The 14,816-nt window shown below is 70.3% G+C and carries 15 protein-coding genes and 1 pseudogene; 9 read left to right on the forward strand and 7 right to left on the reverse strand.

Features of this window, described 5'->3' with window-relative positions:
- Window positions 1–90: 90 nt before the first annotated feature.
- On the forward strand, window positions 91–1,719 hold the full coding sequence (locus AC07NS_RS02955; protein WP_494601315.1) for a sensor histidine kinase: 1,629 nt from the start codon (window positions 91–93) through the stop codon (window positions 1,717–1,719).
- Window positions 1,720–1,731: 12 nt separating this feature from the next.
- Here the strand turns inward: AC07NS_RS02955 and AC07NS_RS02960 are convergent, their stop codons facing one another.
- From AC07NS_RS02960 to AC07NS_RS02970, 3 genes are all read right to left on the reverse strand, one after another.
- Window positions 1,732–2,268 (reverse strand): RES family NAD+ phosphorylase, encoded by a 537-nt coding sequence (locus tag AC07NS_RS02960; protein WP_494601854.1) that lies wholly within the window; start codon window positions 2,266–2,268, stop codon window positions 1,732–1,734.
- 44 nt (window positions 2,269–2,312) lie between these two features.
- Complete coding sequence (locus AC07NS_RS02965; protein WP_494601317.1) at window positions 2,313–3,059, reverse strand: hypothetical protein; 747 nt, start codon at window positions 3,057–3,059, stop codon at window positions 2,313–2,315.
- A 67-nt stretch (window positions 3,060–3,126) separates the two neighbouring features.
- A complete protein-coding gene (locus AC07NS_RS02970; protein WP_494601319.1) occupies window positions 3,127–3,963 on the reverse strand; it encodes a tetratricopeptide repeat protein in 837 nt (278 codons plus the stop codon).
- An 88-nt stretch (window positions 3,964–4,051) separates the two neighbouring features.
- Here AC07NS_RS02970 and AC07NS_RS02975 point away from each other — a divergent pair, with 88 nt between their 5' ends.
- Together AC07NS_RS02975 and AC07NS_RS02980 are read left to right on the forward strand one after the other, a co-directional pair.
- Window positions 4,052–5,473 (forward strand): leucyl aminopeptidase family protein, encoded by a 1,422-nt coding sequence (locus tag AC07NS_RS02975; protein WP_494601321.1) that lies wholly within the window; start codon window positions 4,052–4,054, stop codon window positions 5,471–5,473.
- Window positions 5,473–6,309 carry a C40 family peptidase gene (locus tag AC07NS_RS02980; protein WP_494601323.1) on the forward strand — a complete coding sequence of 279 codons (837 nt, stop codon included), beginning with the start codon at window positions 5,473–5,475 and terminating at the stop codon, window positions 6,307–6,309. Before AC07NS_RS02975 ends, AC07NS_RS02980 begins: the two co-directional genes overlap by 1 nt.
- Here AC07NS_RS02980 and AC07NS_RS02985 read toward each other — a convergent pair.
- Window positions 6,306–6,947 carry a hypothetical protein gene (locus AC07NS_RS02985; RefSeq protein ID WP_494601325.1) on the reverse strand — a complete coding sequence of 214 codons (642 nt, stop codon included), beginning with the start codon at window positions 6,945–6,947 and terminating at the stop codon, window positions 6,306–6,308. The genes AC07NS_RS02980 and AC07NS_RS02985 overlap by 4 nt on opposite strands.
- Window positions 6,948–6,957: 10 nt before the next feature.
- Window positions 6,958–7,533 carry a hypothetical protein gene (locus AC07NS_RS02990; protein WP_494601327.1) on the reverse strand — a complete coding sequence of 192 codons (576 nt, stop codon included), beginning with the start codon at window positions 7,531–7,533 and terminating at the stop codon, window positions 6,958–6,960.
- A 197-nt stretch (window positions 7,534–7,730) separates the two neighbouring features.
- Between AC07NS_RS02990 and AC07NS_RS02995 the strand changes: the two genes are divergently transcribed.
- Window positions 7,731–8,396 (forward strand): DUF2625 family protein, encoded by a 666-nt coding sequence (locus AC07NS_RS02995; RefSeq protein ID WP_494601329.1) that lies wholly within the window; start codon window positions 7,731–7,733, stop codon window positions 8,394–8,396.
- Window positions 8,397–8,406: 10 nt separating this feature from the next.
- Here AC07NS_RS02995 and rnhB read toward each other — a convergent pair whose 3' ends face one another.
- Window positions 8,407–9,039 carry a ribonuclease HII gene (gene rnhB, locus AC07NS_RS03000; protein ID WP_494601331.1) on the reverse strand — a complete coding sequence of 211 codons (633 nt, stop codon included), beginning with the start codon at window positions 9,037–9,039 and terminating at the stop codon, window positions 8,407–8,409.
- 72 nt (window positions 9,040–9,111) lie between these two features.
- On the reverse strand, window positions 9,112–9,975 hold the full coding sequence (locus AC07NS_RS03005) for a YwqG family protein (protein WP_494601333.1): 864 nt from the start codon (window positions 9,973–9,975) through the stop codon (window positions 9,112–9,114).
- Between the two features lie 208 nt (window positions 9,976–10,183).
- Between AC07NS_RS03005 and AC07NS_RS03010 the strand changes: the two are divergent.
- From AC07NS_RS03010 to ggt, 5 genes and pseudogenes are all read left to right on the forward strand, one after another.
- A pseudogene (locus AC07NS_RS03010) lies at window positions 10,184–11,269 on the forward strand (PepSY-associated TM helix domain-containing protein); the annotation flags it as partial.
- Window positions 11,266–11,448: a hypothetical protein gene (locus tag AC07NS_RS03015; RefSeq protein WP_494601335.1), complete on the forward strand. Its 183-nt coding sequence runs from the start codon at window positions 11,266–11,268 to the stop codon at window positions 11,446–11,448. The pseudogene AC07NS_RS03010 and the gene AC07NS_RS03015, both read left to right, overlap by 4 nt.
- Before the next feature lie 33 nt (window positions 11,449–11,481).
- Entirely contained in the window at window positions 11,482–11,808 is a 327-nt protein-coding gene (locus AC07NS_RS03020) for a hypothetical protein (RefSeq protein ID WP_494601337.1), read from the forward strand.
- Window positions 11,805–12,992 carry a sialidase family protein gene (locus AC07NS_RS03025; protein WP_494601339.1) on the forward strand — a complete coding sequence of 396 codons (1,188 nt, stop codon included), beginning with the start codon at window positions 11,805–11,807 and terminating at the stop codon, window positions 12,990–12,992. The genes AC07NS_RS03020 and AC07NS_RS03025 overlap by 4 nt, the downstream gene beginning before the upstream one ends.
- A 58-nt stretch (window positions 12,993–13,050) precedes the next feature.
- Window positions 13,051–14,748 carry a gamma-glutamyltransferase gene (gene ggt / locus AC07NS_RS03030; protein WP_494601341.1) on the forward strand — a complete coding sequence of 566 codons (1,698 nt, stop codon included), beginning with the start codon at window positions 13,051–13,053 and terminating at the stop codon, window positions 14,746–14,748.
- Window positions 14,749–14,816: the final 68 nt, after the last annotated feature.

Below are 14,816 nucleotides of genomic sequence, written 5' to 3' on the forward strand. Positions count from 1 at the left end.
CGGCGCCGCGTTAAACGGCGGTCAAACATGCCCGCGCTAGGGTCGCGCTTCTTTCCTTCGCGGCCCGCACAGGCCCTCCAGGAGCGCCTCGTGCCCCAGCGTCCGGATCCTCGTTCCACCTCACGGACACCGGTGTCGCCGCCGGCGTCCAACGAGAACGGCGGCGGCTGGCGGCGCTATCGGCATCTGAAGGTCGAGGCGGCGCTGTTCCTGCTGATCGCGGTGACCTTCGCCGCGGTGCTGGGCAAGGGCGCCCTCACCCGCCAGAGCCTGGCCCTGACGCCGCAGTCGGACCAAGTGATCGCCTACGCCTTTTCCGACGCCGAAAGCGGCGGCCGCTCCAGCGTCACCCCCGATCCCCACCGGCCGATGGCCTGGCGCTGCGACATCCGGGCGGGCGTCTCCTATCCCTATTGCGGCTACGGCCTGCAGCTGACCACCGGCGGCGCGAGCAAGGGGCTCGACTTCACCCGCTACCAGAGCATCACCCTGCGGCTGACCTACAAGGGCGGCGGCGAACGGCTGAAGCTTCAGGTCAAGACCGCGCCGTCGGCGGCCCTGCGCACGAGGCTGGGCGCCAAGGTCGGCGAGCAGGACGTTCCGCTGGTCCTGGAATTCCCGGTCGACCCGGGCGCCAACGAGATCCGCCTGCCCCTCGACCGCCTGGCCGCAGAGAGCTGGTGGGTCAGCAGCCACGGCGTATCGCCCCGTGACGCCGCCCCGAACCTGGCCGACGTGCGGGCGATCGCCATCACCACCGACGACGCCGCGCCCGGCCCGCTGGCCGTGTCGCTCGACGAGATCGACTTCGAGGGCGTCTCGCTGTCGGACGGCCAGTGGTACCTGATCATCCTGGGCGTCTGGCTGGTGGTGACCGGCGGCTTTCTGGTCGGGCGGCTGCTGGGCATGCGACGCGAGTTCGAGACCCGCCAGCGCCGCCAGGCCGAAGAGGCCCAGGTCATGGGCGAGGCCCGCGCCGCCGCCGAGGCCGCCAACGCCGCCAAGTCGCAGTTCCTGGGCCACATGAGTCATGAACTGCGCACCCCGCTGAACGCGGTGATCGGCTACAGCTACTGGCTCAGCCGCGGCGCGCTGGACGACAAGCAGCGCACGGCCGTCGACGCCATCCGCTCCAGCGGCGAGCACCTGCTGGCGATGATCAGCGACATCCTCGACATCGCCAAGATCGAGGCCGGACGGCTGGACCTGCAGCCTGCCGCCTTCGACCTGCGCGCCTGCCTGGACGAGATCGACCAGATGTTCCGCCTGCGGGCCGAGGAGAAGGGCCTGGCCTTCGCCGTCGACCTCGCCGCCGACGCCCCGCGCACGATCGTCGCCGACCCCAAGCGCCTGCGCCAAGTGCTGATCAACCTGCTGGGCAATGCGGTGAAGTTCACCGACCAGGGCCGGGTGTCGCTCACCGTCGAAAGCCTCGAGCCCCAAGCCGGCGGCGAGGCCCGCCTGCGCTTCACCGTCGAGGACACCGGCGTCGGCGTCGCCCCCGACCAGCTGGACGCCGTCTTCCGCCCCTTCGAACAGGTCGGCGACCCCGCCCGCCACGTCGGCGGCACCGGCCTTGGCCTCAGCATCACCCGCCAGATCGTCGAGACCATGGGCGGCGAGATCACCCTGCAAAGCACCCCGGGCCTCGGCAGCCGGTTCGTGGTCGAGGCGCCGGTGGGGATTCAAGCGGAGGCCGCGACACGGCTCCAGGCCTGAACCGACCAGGGCTCAAGGAGCCTTGCCCACGTCATAGACGTCGGCGAGCTCCCAGAACCAGTCGCCGTCCAGATCCGACCGTCGGCTCTGCTCGATGATCGCGCCTTGGGCGCGTTCGAAGATCGCGTAGCAAAGCTCGTGCGGATCATGGCGCGCGGTGTAGGCGACGCCGTCGGCCTCGATCGGATGATCATGCAGGGCGCGCGACCAGGCCTGCGGAACTTGGTAGGGCAGCCCGCCATGCACGACCTCGGCGGTGGCGCCGAGCCGCGCCAAGCCTGGCCCGTCGAAGTCGATCAACATCAGCGCCCGGGTCGGCTCCAGGATCGCATAAGCCTTGGCGGCCTGCAGCGCCGGATCAAGCGTCCGCCGGCCGGGCGTGCGCAGGAAGGCCTCGGCGAAAGCTCCGCGCGCGCCCTTGGAAGTGTAGAGCACGCCGTAGCTTCCATTCGGCGCGTTCAGGCGTCCGCTCAGAGATCGGTCGAAGAAGATCGGATCACGCCGGGCGGCATGAAAGCGATGGAGCGCCGTTCCGACCGGGACCTCCATCAGCAGAGGTGCCCGCGTGTTCAGGTCGGCCGGCGGCAGCAGACTCACTCCGCGTGGACGCCCGACAGCATGGCCGCCTGCTCGACCTTCGCCACCTGTCCCCCTCGCAGAAGATCGATCGGCCGCTCGCCATCGAGCGTGTCGTGGGCGTTGACGAGGAAATTCAGCACCGACCAGGGGCTGCTGTAGCCAAGGGCGGCCCGGACAGCCTTCAGGCCGGGGACGACGCTGCCGTCGTCGTTGAACTGGATGGCCGGAAACCGCCGCCGGCCGCTCGGCCCGGGCACGGCCAGCAAGCTGCCGTCATTGACCCGCTTGTCTACGGCCTGACGGCTGATGCCGCGCAGCAACGCACGCACCGCCTCGACATCGAAGGCGCCGCCAGCGTCGGTCAGGTCGCTTTCCGCATGCTGGACGCCACGGAGGATGGCGCGGGCGCGAGGGCTGGGCTCGAAGGCTTCGGCGTCAACGAGGACGGATACAGGTGGCACAACGTCGCGAGATAGACGGAAGACTCTCTTCGAACGGGAGACTCTTTTCAGCAGATTCTGCATGTACTCGGAATGCTGCGCCATCTCCTTAAAGGCCTTGGACCGTTCAAGGAGCCTTCGCGCGCGATCACTACGCGGCACGACCAGGATCTGGGCGTCGTCCGGTATGTCGCTTAGCAATTCCCTATCACGCACCTGGAAAGGTTCGACATCGCCCTCCAGCTGGATGTAGGTCGCGCCCTCGCCGACGAAGACCACCGGCTCTTCGGACTTGGCCTTGGGAGGGGTCGCTCGGCTCATGCCCGGAGTATGACTCCAGGCTGGTCAACTGGCAACTTTGGCAACCTGGCGAAGCCTGGGCCGCCCCTCAGCTCCCCGCCTTCACCGCTTCCCAGGTCCGGGTGCCGCTCCCCTGCCCCAGCGCGGCGCGGAGCCAGGCGAGGTTGTTGTCGACAACCTGGGGCGGGAGGTCCTGGCGGGCCAGTTTCTCGGCTTCGTCGACGCGGCCTTGCAGGCCGACGACGAGGGCCAGGTTCTGGCGGATCTGGATGGTCGAGGACGGGAAGGTCGCGGCCTTGCGCAGCAGGGCCTCAGCGCCGGGCAGGTCGCCGTGGCCGGCCAGATACATGGCCAGGTTCGCCGCCGGGGCGGCCTCGTTCGGAGCCACGGCCACGGCCTGGCGGTGGGCGGCCAGGGCCTCGTCGTCACGCTTGGACTGTTCGTAGGCGACGCCCAGCAGGGTCAGCGGACGCCAGTCGCGCGGGGCGGCGGCGGCGGCGGCCTTGGCCGGCTCGATGGCGAAGAAGCCTTCGCCGCGGGCCACCTGCACGCGGGCGGATTCCAGCAGGGCTTCCTGGTCGTTGGGCGCGGCGACCAGCACGCGGCCGATCGCGTCGGCGGCTTCGTCGTAGCGGCCCAGGGTGCGCAGGGCCTGGGAGAGACCCACGCCCGCCTCGGCGTCGCGCGGATCGGCCTCGACCTCGGCGCTCCAGAAGGCGGCGCGGGCCAGGGGCTCCATCCGGCGGACCTCGGCGCGCTCGGCGGGGCTGGCCTTGCGGCGCGCGGGGGCCTGGGCGGCGGACGTATCGCTAGCGACCGGCGTCTTGTCCTTGCCGGCGGCGAAGGCCGGGACGGCGGCCAGCAGCAGAACGGGCGCCAAAACGCTCGTGAGAACGGTTGCGAGCAGGGCGGGCTTGCGACACATGAAAGGGCAGTCTCCGGAGAGGTCGGGTCGAGCATCGCCCGGCCCCCTCAAGGAATCGTTAAGCATAAATCCGCGAAAGCCCCGGCCCATGACCGAACCCCTGATCGCCGCCTCCTCGCGCGGCGCCGCCGACGGCCCCGTGATCCCGGTGCACGCCCTCTACGAAGACGAGGTCGCGGCGTTCCTGGAGGCGCGGCCCAGCTTCGTGCGCGGCTTCGCCAAGCTGTCGGACTTCAGCGGCAAGGCCGGCCAGGTGGTGGTCGCCCCCACCCCGGAAGGCGCTCTCGACCGCGTGCTGTTCGGCCTGGGACAACGGGTTTCCAAGGGTGGACGGGCCGACGCCATGGCCTTCCGCGCCCTGCCGGCCAAGCTGCCGGCCGGCGACTATCGCCTGCACGCCGCGCCGGAGGGACTGGACGCCGGCCAGATCGCTCTCGCCTTCGCCCTGGGGACCTATCGCTTCGACCGCTTCAAGGCCCGGGGCGCCGACGGCGCGCGACGCCTTGTCGCGGCCGAGGGCGTCGATCTTTCCGAGATCCAGGCCATCGCCCACGCCTGCGCCCTGGCCCGCGACATGGTCAACAGCCCGGCCAACGCCATGGGCCCGCGTCAGATCGAGACCATCGCCCGCGAGATCGCCGAGCAGTTCGGCGCCAGCTTCTCCGCCATCGTCGGCGACGATCTGCTGACCGAAGGCTATCCGGCCGTCCACGCCGTGGGCCGCGCCGCCGTGCCCGAACGCGCCCCGCGCATGCTCGAGCTGCAGTGGGGCGACGAGAAGCACCCCGTGCTGGCTCTGGTCGGCAAGGGCGTGGTGTTCGACACCGGCGGTCTCGACATCAAGCCCTCGGCCGGCATGCGGCTGATGAAGAAGGACATGGGCGGCGCCGCCCACGCCCTGGCCCTTGCGCGCATGGTGATGGCCGCCAAGCTGCCGGTGCGGCTGGTGGTGCTGGTCCCGGTGGTCGAGAACGCCATCGCCGGCGACGCCATGCGACCGGGCGACGTGCTCGACAGCCGCGCAGGGCTAACCATCGAGGTCGGCAACACCGACGCCGAGGGCCGCCTCATCCTGGCCGACGCCCTGACCCGCGCCGCCGAGCTGTCGCCGGCCCTGACCATCGATCTGGCCACCCTCACCGGCGCCGCCCGCGTGGCCCTGGGTCCGCAGGTGATCCCGTTCTACACCCCCGACGACGCCCTGGCCGGCCAGATCGAGGCCGGCGCCCGCGCCGCTTCGGACCCGGTGTGGCGCATGCCGCTGTGGGACGGCTATCGCGAGGCGCTGGAAAGCGACATCGCCGACCTGAAGAACGACCCCGACGCCTGGGCCCAGGCCGGCTCGGTGACCGCGGCCCTGTTCCTGCAACGCTTCGCCCCGACGACGGGGTCGTGGGTGCACCTCGACATCTACGCCTGGAACCCCAAGGGCGCCGCCGGCCGGCCCAGCGGCGGCGAGGCCCAGGCTATCCGCGGCCTCTACGCCATGCTGAAGAGCAGGTTCGCCTGATGACGCTGGATCGCCGCCTCACCCTGGCCCGCCCCGACCTCGCCGATCTGGCGCTGGAGGGTATCGTCGCCGCCGAGCGCTACGACGCTCCCAAGGCCCGCCAGGTCACGGCCCCGACCGCGTCCCTGCGCAGGGCCCCCGCGCCCGACGCCGAGCAGGAGAGCCAGCTGCTGTTCGGCGAGCGCTTCTCCGTGCTCGACGTCAAGGACGGTTTCGCCTGGGGCCAGGCGGCGCGCGACGGCTATGTGGGCTGGGTGGCGGAGACCGACCTCGGCCCGCTGGGCGAGCCGGCGACCCATCAGGTGGCGGTCTTGCGCACCTATGCCTTCAGCGAGCCGGACATCAAGTCGCGCCCCGCCGGGCTCTATTCCCTGAACGCCCTCGTCACGGTCGAGGCCCGCGAGGGCCGCTTCGCCAAGGGCGTGGGGACCGGCTGGTTCATCGAAGCGCACCTGGCCCCCATCGGCGTGGCGACCGCCCCCGACCCGGCCGCCACGGCCCTGTCGTTCCTGGGCGCGCCCTACCAGTGGGGCGGGCGGGAAAGCCTGGGCCTGGATTGCTCGGGCCTGGTGCAGCAGGCCCTGGCCGCTTCAGGCAAGGCCGTCCCACGCGACACCGACATGCAGTTTTCCTTCTTCCAGCCGATCGACGAAGCCGAACGCCGGCGCGGCGACCTGGTGTTCTGGAAAGGCCACGTGGCCATCCTCCTCGACCCCGACACCATCGTCCACGCCAACGCCCACTACATGGCCGTCGCCGTGGAGCCCCTGGCGCAGGCCGTGGCGCGCATCGAGGCGCTGGGGTTGGGCCTGCCGACGGGGTGGCGGCGGGGTTAGAGGGCGAACTCCAGTACACCGAGTTGATGCGGCTGGGCTCCAAGATAGGTTCCGTCGCCGAGGAAGCTTCCGCCGAGCTCGAACAGATCCCCGGCGGATAGCCTCGGCAAAAATCGAGCTTCAGCGGGAGGACGGACGGCCACTTCGACGGAGGCAAGTCCGTCGTATTGCAGCAACGCCGCATCATCACCCTGGATGGCCAAGCCGATGGCGCGCAAAACCTTCACGTCCATGCCCGCCGCCACGTCAACGCCCGACCGGCCCAAGCGCATCGGGTCCATCTGGACCCGATGATAGTGGGGAAAAGCGACCTCACGATCGCCGATTTTTCCGACGAGAAGACGGGTCGGCTCCGGCGCGAACCGATCGCCCGTCAGCAGCCTCGCGGCGATCTGCGGCAAACCCATGAATCGTAGCCAGCCGCCGTAGTTGCGCCGCCGTACCCAGGCGGGCGAAAGCTCCAGCGGCGTCTGCGGATCCTGTTCGGGCGGATCGACGAAGACGAGCGCAGAAGGCGTCGGACCACCGCCCTCCCGAAGCAGGGAATAGACCGCATAGCCCTTGCTGGGGGCCGGCGAGAGCATGGTCATCCAAGGGTCGACCTGGTGCGCCAGGGCGTTCTTCAGAATGCGCTTCACCGTGCTGGGATCATTCCGGCAGCGTGAAAGACGCCTTGGACTCCAGGATCATCCGGCCCTTGGTCTCGTTCTCGAAAAGGAAATCGGCGACCCGATCCCCGCTGGCCGCTTTGGAAATCTTCCCAGACTTGGGGACCTTGGGCTTGGCGGCCTTGTAGGCGATCACGCTCGGATCGGACGCCAGGTGACCGGCGAACCTATAGCCAAGGCTTTCGGCGAACAGGATCGCCACCCCCTGACCGAACCGGCCCGAAAGGCTGGTCTGGGTCACGTCGCTGAGGCTGGCGGCGGCGCCCGGAGCCAGTTCGAGGCCGCTGCGGCTGAAATGGACGATCTGGTCCATCTGCAAGACGAAGCCGAGGGACGGTAGCAGCAGGTTCCGCTGGACCAGGAAATCCGCCTTGGCCACCGCATGGGCCAACCTCAAGGCGCTGAAGCCCAGGCGCCCTCGCGGCGTGGCGTAGGTCTTCCATTGCGGATTGTCAGGCAGTCTGGCCATGCGCACATCCGCCTGACGCCATTCGAAGACGTCGATCTGGGTGCGGGCGAAGATCGGCAGGCGCAGCATCAGCAATGGAAATGGCACGAGCTCTCCTGACAGGTCCGCCCACGGCGAACGGTTAGGTCGAAAGCGTCACCAGGACGTTGCCACGGCAGCCATAAGCCGTAAGCGACACATCGCTCCCCTCACAATTGTGGACCACATCGGGCGCTGCTAGCCAGGACGGGGTATCGGGAGGATGGCGTGATGATCCAGAAAACCTCGGCAAGGCGGGCGGCCTGATGCGCACCATCACAGAACTGCTGGATCGACAGGATCCCGCGCTCCCGATCCTGCTGGACTGGATCGCCGATCCCTCCGGAAACGGCGCCGTCCTGATCCCGCCCTCGCAGGCGTTGCGGGCCGAGACGCTGCTGGCCCTGCAGGTCACGACACGCTCGCTCCTGGGTGCCCTGGCCTACGAGACGGGCGGAGTGTCGGCGGCCGACGGCCTGCTGCGCCTGTTCGGTTCGGGCGAGGGGCGCTCGCTTATCCGCGCCGCCGAACTGGCCGGCCGCCCCCTCGACGGGACCTATCCGGATGTGATCGTCGTGGGCGACGACATCCTGGGCGGCCTCTTCGCCCTCAACGGCGGCCGGTTCGGGCCGGAGGGACAGGGAGAGGTCTTCCATCTCGCCGCCGACGACACCGCCTGGGCGCCGCTCGGGGTCGGCTATGCGGACTTCGTCGCCTGGTGCCTGACGGGCGACCTGACGTCGCTCTACGGGCCTCTGGCGGATCTCGACGCTTACGAGGCCAGGCCGCGCCCCGCCTTCGACGCGACCTATGCCTTCTATCCCTTCCTGTGGACCCGGGAGGCCAAGGACGGGCGGCCGGACGTCCGCGTGGTCGACGCCGACGAGAACCTGAAGCTGCGCCTGGAGCTCTGCGGCTTCGCCGTCGCCTGAGCGCGGCCCTTCAGGCCTCGTCGTCCAGCCCCAGCCCGCCCGCCAGCGCCAGCTTCACCGGGGCCCAGCCCAGGCGGTGGATCGGCGAAGGGCCGAGCTTGCGGAGGCCTTCGAGGTGGATGGGGGCGTGGTAGCCCTTGTGGCCGGCGAAGCCGTAGCCGGGATAGAGGCCGTCGGCCTCGACCATGATGCGGTCGCGGGCCTCCTTGGCCAGGATCGAGGCCGCCGCGATCGAGCACGACAGGCTGTCGCCCTTGACCACGGTCTTGACCTCGCACGGCAGGACGAAGCGGTAGTTGCCGTCCACGAGGGCGAAGGCCGGCTTGACCCCAAGCCCCTCGACGGCGCGCCTCATGGCCAGGCCCGCCGCGTGCAGGATGTTGAGCTCCGCGATCTCCTCGACGCTGGCCATGCCCACGCACCAGGCGATCGCCATCGCCTTGATCTCGACCTCCAGGGCCATGCGGGCCTTGGCCGACAGCTTCTTGGAGTCGTTGAGACCCGCAGGCACCCGGGCCGGATCGAGGATCACGGCGGCGGCGCTGACCGGACCGGCCCACGGCCCGCGGCCGGCCTCGTCCACCCCGCAGACCGGTCCCGGCCCGCAGGCGGCTTCCAGCATCATGTCGGGACCGCTCGGCATGGGCGGGTGTTTAGGCGCGTTCGCGGTCAAAGGGAACGGGGCGAAGGGAACGGGGCTAAGGCGACGACGCCGTCAGGAGCACTGCAGCACCATCCAGGTTCCCGCGAAGTCGCCCCGGCGGGCCTCGTCCTCGCGGATCCAGAAATAGAGCCGCCCGACGTCGCCCCACATCATGCCGGCGTCGTCGTCGGAGTCGACCTGCAGCAGCAGCCGCCAGTCCTTGGCGCCGGGCTCCAGCTGCTTGCGTCTGGGCGAGGCGTAGCCTTCCGGTCCGCCGACATAGACCCCGTTGGAGGCCAGCTGGCACTCCAGCGCCATGCCGCTGTCCTGGATCGCGGCGGGATGGCCGCCGACCTGGTGCCAGGGGGCGTTCCTGGGCGCGTTGGCGTTCAGCCGGGCCTCGTAGGCGCCGTATTCCGGCGTATCGACATCCGGCCAGGGGAGGCCCATCAGCTCCGCGTCCGGCCGTGAGCGGTCGGGACGCCCGCCCAGGGCGCGCTTTCGATAGACGGCGTCGTCGGGCAGGCCGGGCGGCGGGGTGCGCGGGCGGGCGGCGAAACCCCGCGGGTCGTGGATCACCCGCCAGCTGCCCCGATCGGCCGGATCGAAGCCCCAGGTCGATTGCTCCGCGTCGTAGAAGAAGAACAGGGCGCCGTGCTCGGGCAGCCAGTCGGGTCCGCCGCTCCGGCGCAGGGCCGCCAGGTCGAGCTGCAGCAGGAACGCCTGCGGCGCGTCCTTCCACATCGGCCAGTCGTGGCGGGCGTCGAGATCGGGCCGGCCGCCCAGCCTGCCCACCGGCGCGCCCTGGCCGGACTGCAGGATCACGCAAGGCAGGGCCTGGGCTTCCATCTGGTCCAGGATCGAGGTCGCGGCCTCGGAACGGCGCCCGCAGCCCAGCAGGGCCAGAAGGCTCGTCAGCAACGTTCTGCGGATCATCGTCCATGCCCCCACATGACGGCGGCGACGCAGCGCCCAGCCTGGACGCTCTAGCACGGAAAGGTTGAACCGCCAGCCTCACCGCCGCTCCGGACGTCTCTCCTCCGCCACGGACCGATTGTCAGGCCTCGGCTTTTTCTCTATCGCGACCCATTCTCATTCGCTGGAGCCCCGCCGTGCCCACCTTCGCCGACCGCTTGGCGCTCGCCCGATGAAGGCCTCGACGCTGCGGGCCTGGTCGTGGGCGCACAAGTGGTCGAGCCTGGTCTCGACCCTGTTCCTGCTGATGCTGTGCGTCACCGGCCTGCCGCTCGTGTTCACCCACGAGATCGAGGAGGTGGCCATGCACCAGGCCTGGACGCCGGCCCGGCCCAATGGCCCCAAGCTCGACCTCGATCAGGTGCTGGCCGCCGCCATGGCCCGCAAGCCGGGCGAGGTTGCCGCCTTCATGAGCTTCGACGAGGACCGGCCGGTGGTGAACGTCACCAGCGTGGTCCCGGGCAAGTCGGGCTACAGCTTCCAGCCGATCGACCAGACCAGCGGCGATCCGGCCCCGTCGGTGGCCGGCCATCCGGTGATGGAGTTCCTGCTCCAGCTGCACACCGACATGTTCCTGGGCCTGCCGGGCATGCTGTTCCTGGGGGCGATGGGGCTGCTGCTGGTGGTCGCGCTGGTGTCGGGCGTGGTGCTGTACGCGCCGTTCATGCGCCGGCTGCCGTTCGGCACGGTGCGGGCCCACAAGGCCGCGCGCACCCGCTGGCTCGACTATCACAACCTGCTGGGCGCGGTGACCCTGGCCTGGGTGCTGGTCGTGGGCGTCACGGGCGTCGTCAACACCCTGGCCACGCCGATCATCGCCTACTGGAAGGACACGGCGCTGAAGGAGCTGACCACCGCCTACGACCAGCCCGCGCCGATCACGGCGCGCAGCTCGCTGAACGCGGCGGTGGAACGGGCCAAGCTGGCCCTGCCCGGCAAGCAGCTGCAGTTCGTGGCCTTCCCCGGCTCGACCTATTCGACCCAGCACCACTACGCGGTGTTCTTCCACGGCGACACGCCGCTGACCGCCCACCTGACCACCCCGGCCCTGATCGACGCCCGCACCGGCCAACTCGCCGCCGTGGCCCCGACGCCCTGGTACGTGGCGGCCCTGTCGCTGTCGCAGCCGCTGCACTTCGGCGACTACGGCGGCCTGCCGCTGAAGATCCTCTGGGCGCTGCTCGACCTGGCGACCATCGTGATCCTCGGCTCGGGCCTCTATCTGTGGCTGGTCAAGCGGGGGACGCTGAAATGAGCCGGGGCCATCTCTCGCTCTGGCAGGTGTTCCGCGTCCCGCTGGCCATCGCGGCGCTCAGCCTGCTTGGCCTGGTCGTCGCCCTGCTGGGCGACGGCGTCTGGGACTGGATCGGGGCCGCGGCCCTGGGCGTCTCGGCGGCGGCGACGATCTGGGCGCTGATCGCGCGCAGGCGGTAGCGGAGAGGCGTCCGGCACCGTTAGGCTGGACGCATGAGAACCACGACGCCCGCCCCCTTCACCGTCCGGATGACCGGCCCGGACGGCGCCTACGACCTGGCCTTTCGTCCCACCGACGACTGGGACGGCGTGATCGACACCGTCATCGGCGGCGTCGCCATGACCTGGCATGTGGTGACAAGCGGGCTTCACCCGGAAGGCGGCCGCAGCCTCGGCGGCATGACCATCGGGACGGACGCCGCCTGGGGCGACCAGTTCTGGTTCGAACTCGTCCTGGCGCCGGAGCCGACGACGATCACCTATTGGGGAAACCAGGTGGTGTGGCGGGTCGATCACGCCGCCGGCGCGGCGCGCGCGTGAGACTGTCATCGATCGCCAGCCTTGCCGCCGTCCTGCTGCTGACGGCCGCCGCCGCGCCGCCCGCGCCGCCTTACGCCGTCGCGCCGGGCCTCTTCGCTCAGGGCCGGCCCGACCTCGGCCTGACGCCCGCGCCGGGGGCCGAGACCTTCACCGTCTTCGCCCCGACCGAAGCGACCGACAAGTTCAGCAACGGCGTGGCGCTGATCGGCTTCAAGGGCCGCCTCTACGCCCAGTGGCAGAGCTCGGCGCGCGACGAAGACAGCGCCGACACCTGGGTGGCCTACAGCGTCAGCGACGACGGCGAGCGGTGGAGCGCGCCCGCCGTGCTGGCCCCGGCCGGGACCGGCGGGCTGATGCGCTCCAGCGGCGGCTGGTGGACGGATGGGGAGACGCTGGTCGCCTACGCCAATGTCTGGCCCGAAGGCTTCCAGTCCGGAGCGGGCGGCTACGCCGAATACCGCACCAGCCGCGACGGCCGGACCTGGAGCAAGCCGCGCCGGGTGATGGGCGCCGATGGCCGCCCCGTGGAAGGCGTGATCGAGCAGGACCCGCACCTGATCGACGGCCGGGTGATGACCGCCTTCCACCTGCGGCCGGGCATGATCGCCAAGCCGTTCTTCACCGACGATCCGCTGGGCGTCTCGGGCTGGCGGCAGGGGAAGATGGAGAGCCTGCCGCGCGACACGTCAGGCGCCGCCGCCCCGCACGAGAAGCGCCTCAGCCGCGAGATCGAGCCCAGCCTTTACCGCCGCGCCGACGGCTGCGCGGTGATGGTCTTCCGCGACGAGGACCTCAGCTTCCGTCAGCTGGCCGCGCAAAGCTGCGACCGGGGCCAGACCTGGACCACGCCGGCCCTGACCGCCATGCCCGACGCTCGCGCCAAACAGAGCGCCGGCAACCTGCCGGACGGAAGCGCCTATCTCGTCAACGCCCCCAACACCGATCGCCCGCGCCAGCCCCTGGCGGTGACGCTCAGCCCCGACGGCCGCCTCTTTACCCGCAGCTGGCGCCTGCGCGGCCAGGCCGACCTGCAGCCGCTGCGGTTCGAAGGGAAGTACAAGCGGCCGGGCTATCACTATCCCAAGAGCGTGGTCTGGAACGGCTGGCTCTATGTCGGCTACGCCGCCAACAAGGAGGACGTGCAGGTGACGCGGGTTCCGGTGGGGGGATTGGCGGGGCGGTAGGGTGACAAGACCGGCGAATGCTCTAGCCTTCCCGTCGGCATCATAGGGGAAGCTCAGCGTGCATCTGTTCACCCGGATCGGCCTCGTCCTGGCGAGCGTCCTCGCCCTCGCCGCGCCGCCGCGCCTCGCCGCCGCCAAGCCCAGAGCCGTCGCGGCTCAGACCCTGACCGCCGGCGCCGTCGCCTCGCCCGACAGCTATGGCGCGGAGGCCGCCGAGGAAATCCTGCGCAAGGGCGGCAACGCCGTGGACGCGGCCGTGGCCACGGCCTTCGCCCTGGCCGTGACCTATCCGGAGGCCGGCAATCTGGGCGGCGGCGGGTTCATGACCCTGTATGTCGACGGCAAGCCCTACTTCCTCGACTACCGCGAGACCGCACCGGCCGCGGCCAGCGCCGGCATGTACCTGGACGCCAAGGGCGAGGCGGTAGCCGCCCGCAGCCAGTTTGGAAACCTGGCGGTCGGCGTGCCCGGCACGGTGCGCGGCATGGCCATGGCCCACAAGCGGTTCGGCAAGCTGTCATGGGCGCAGGTGCTGGCCCCGGCGATCCGCTACGCGCGGGAAGGCTTCCTGGTCACGCCGCAGCTGATCGGCAACCTCGAGGACGCTGAAGGATCGTTTGTCGGCGTCACAAATTTCCACGCCCGGTTCGGCGGGCTGAAGGCCGGCGAGACCTTCCGCCAGCCGGAGCTGGCCGCCACGCTGGAGCGCATCGCCAAGGACGGCGACGCGGAGTTCTACACCGGCAAGACCGCCGATCTTCTCGTGGCCCAGATGGCGCGCGGGCCGGAGAAGGGCCTGATCACCAGGGCGGACCTCGCCGCCTACAAGGCCGTCTGGCGTGAGCCGATCCAGGCCGACTGGCGCGGCTTTCGCGTGATCACCGCTCCGCCGCCCAGTTCCGGCGGGATCGCCCTGCTGCAACTGCTGATGATGAAGCAGGACGCCGCCCCGCTGTTTGCGGGCGTGGCGCTGAACAGCCCGCAATACGTCCACCTGGTCGCCGAGATGGAAAAGCGGGTGTTCGCCGATCGGGCCGAATATCTGGGCGATCCGGATTTCTGGAAGGTTCCGGTCTCGAACCTGATCGATCCGGCCTATGTGGCTCGCCGCGCCGCCGAGATCGATCCGGCCAAGCCCTCGCCCACGCCCTCGGTGAAGCCGGGGCTGGAAAAGCCGCAGACCACCCACTTCTCGATCGTGGACCGCTGGGGCAACGCCGTCTCCAACACCTATACGCTGAACGGCTGGTTCGGCTCGGGCGTGGTGGTCGAGGGGGCGGGATTCCTGCTCAACGACGAGATGGACGACTTCTCGGCCAAGCCGGGCGCGCCCAACATGTTCGGGGTGGTGGGCGGCGACGCCAACGCCATCGCGCCCGGCAAGCGGCCCCTGTCGTCGATGACCCCGACCATACTGACCCGCGACGGCAAGGTGGCCATGGTGATCGGCACGCCGGGCGGCTCGCGGATCTTCACCTCGGTGTTCCAGGTGCTGGCCAATGTCTACGACTACGGGCTGCCGCTGAGCGAGGCGCAGAAGCAGCGGCGCTTCCACCACCAGCTGCTGCCCGAGAACGTGATCTTCTCCGAGCCGTACGAGCCCTTCCCGGCCGCGCTGACCAAGGCCCTCGAAGAGAAGGGCTACAGGATCGAAACCGGCTTCGTCGGCGACATCGAGGCCATCCAGATCACCGACGGCGCCCCAGTTCCCGCCGCCGATCCGCGGGCCCGCGGAGTGGGCAAGGTGGTGCCGTAGGGGGCTGCGCCCCACGCGAGAAGCGCCTCAGTCGGGAGATCGAGCCCTGCCGCGCCGACGCTGCGCAG

This window comes from Caulobacter sp. GW821-FHT10A10 (assembly GCF_059415745.1).

Bases quoted from the DNA above. Each gene is read 5' to 3' on its own strand.
- AC07NS_RS02975 (WP_494601321.1), top strand. From the start codon at position 4,052: ATGACCGAACCCCTGATCGCCGCCTCCTCGCGCGGCGCCGCCGACGGC.
- rnhB (WP_494601331.1), bottom strand. From the start codon at position 9,039: ATGCCGAGCGGTCCCGACATGATGCTGGAAGCCGCCTGCGGGCCGGGA.
- AC07NS_RS03020 (WP_494601337.1), top strand. From the start codon at position 11,482: ATGAGAACCACGACGCCCGCCCCCTTCACCGTCCGGATGACCGGCCCG.
- AC07NS_RS03005 (WP_494601333.1), bottom strand. From the start codon at position 9,975: ATGATCCGCAGAACGTTGCTGACGAGCCTTCTGGCCCTGCTGGGCTGC.
- AC07NS_RS03015 (WP_494601335.1), top strand. From the start codon at position 11,266: ATGAGCCGGGGCCATCTCTCGCTCTGGCAGGTGTTCCGCGTCCCGCTG.
- AC07NS_RS02980 (WP_494601323.1), top strand. From the start codon at position 5,473: ATGACGCTGGATCGCCGCCTCACCCTGGCCCGCCCCGACCTCGCCGAT.
- AC07NS_RS02970 (WP_494601319.1), bottom strand. From the start codon at position 3,963: ATGTGTCGCAAGCCCGCCCTGCTCGCAACCGTTCTCACGAGCGTTTTG.
- AC07NS_RS02960 (WP_494601854.1), bottom strand. From the start codon at position 2,268: ATGGAGGTCCCGGTCGGAACGGCGCTCCATCGCTTTCATGCCGCCCGG.
- AC07NS_RS02965 (WP_494601317.1), bottom strand. From the start codon at position 3,059: ATGAGCCGAGCGACCCCTCCCAAGGCCAAGTCCGAAGAGCCGGTGGTC.
- AC07NS_RS02995 (WP_494601329.1), top strand. From the start codon at position 7,731: ATGCGCACCATCACAGAACTGCTGGATCGACAGGATCCCGCGCTCCCG.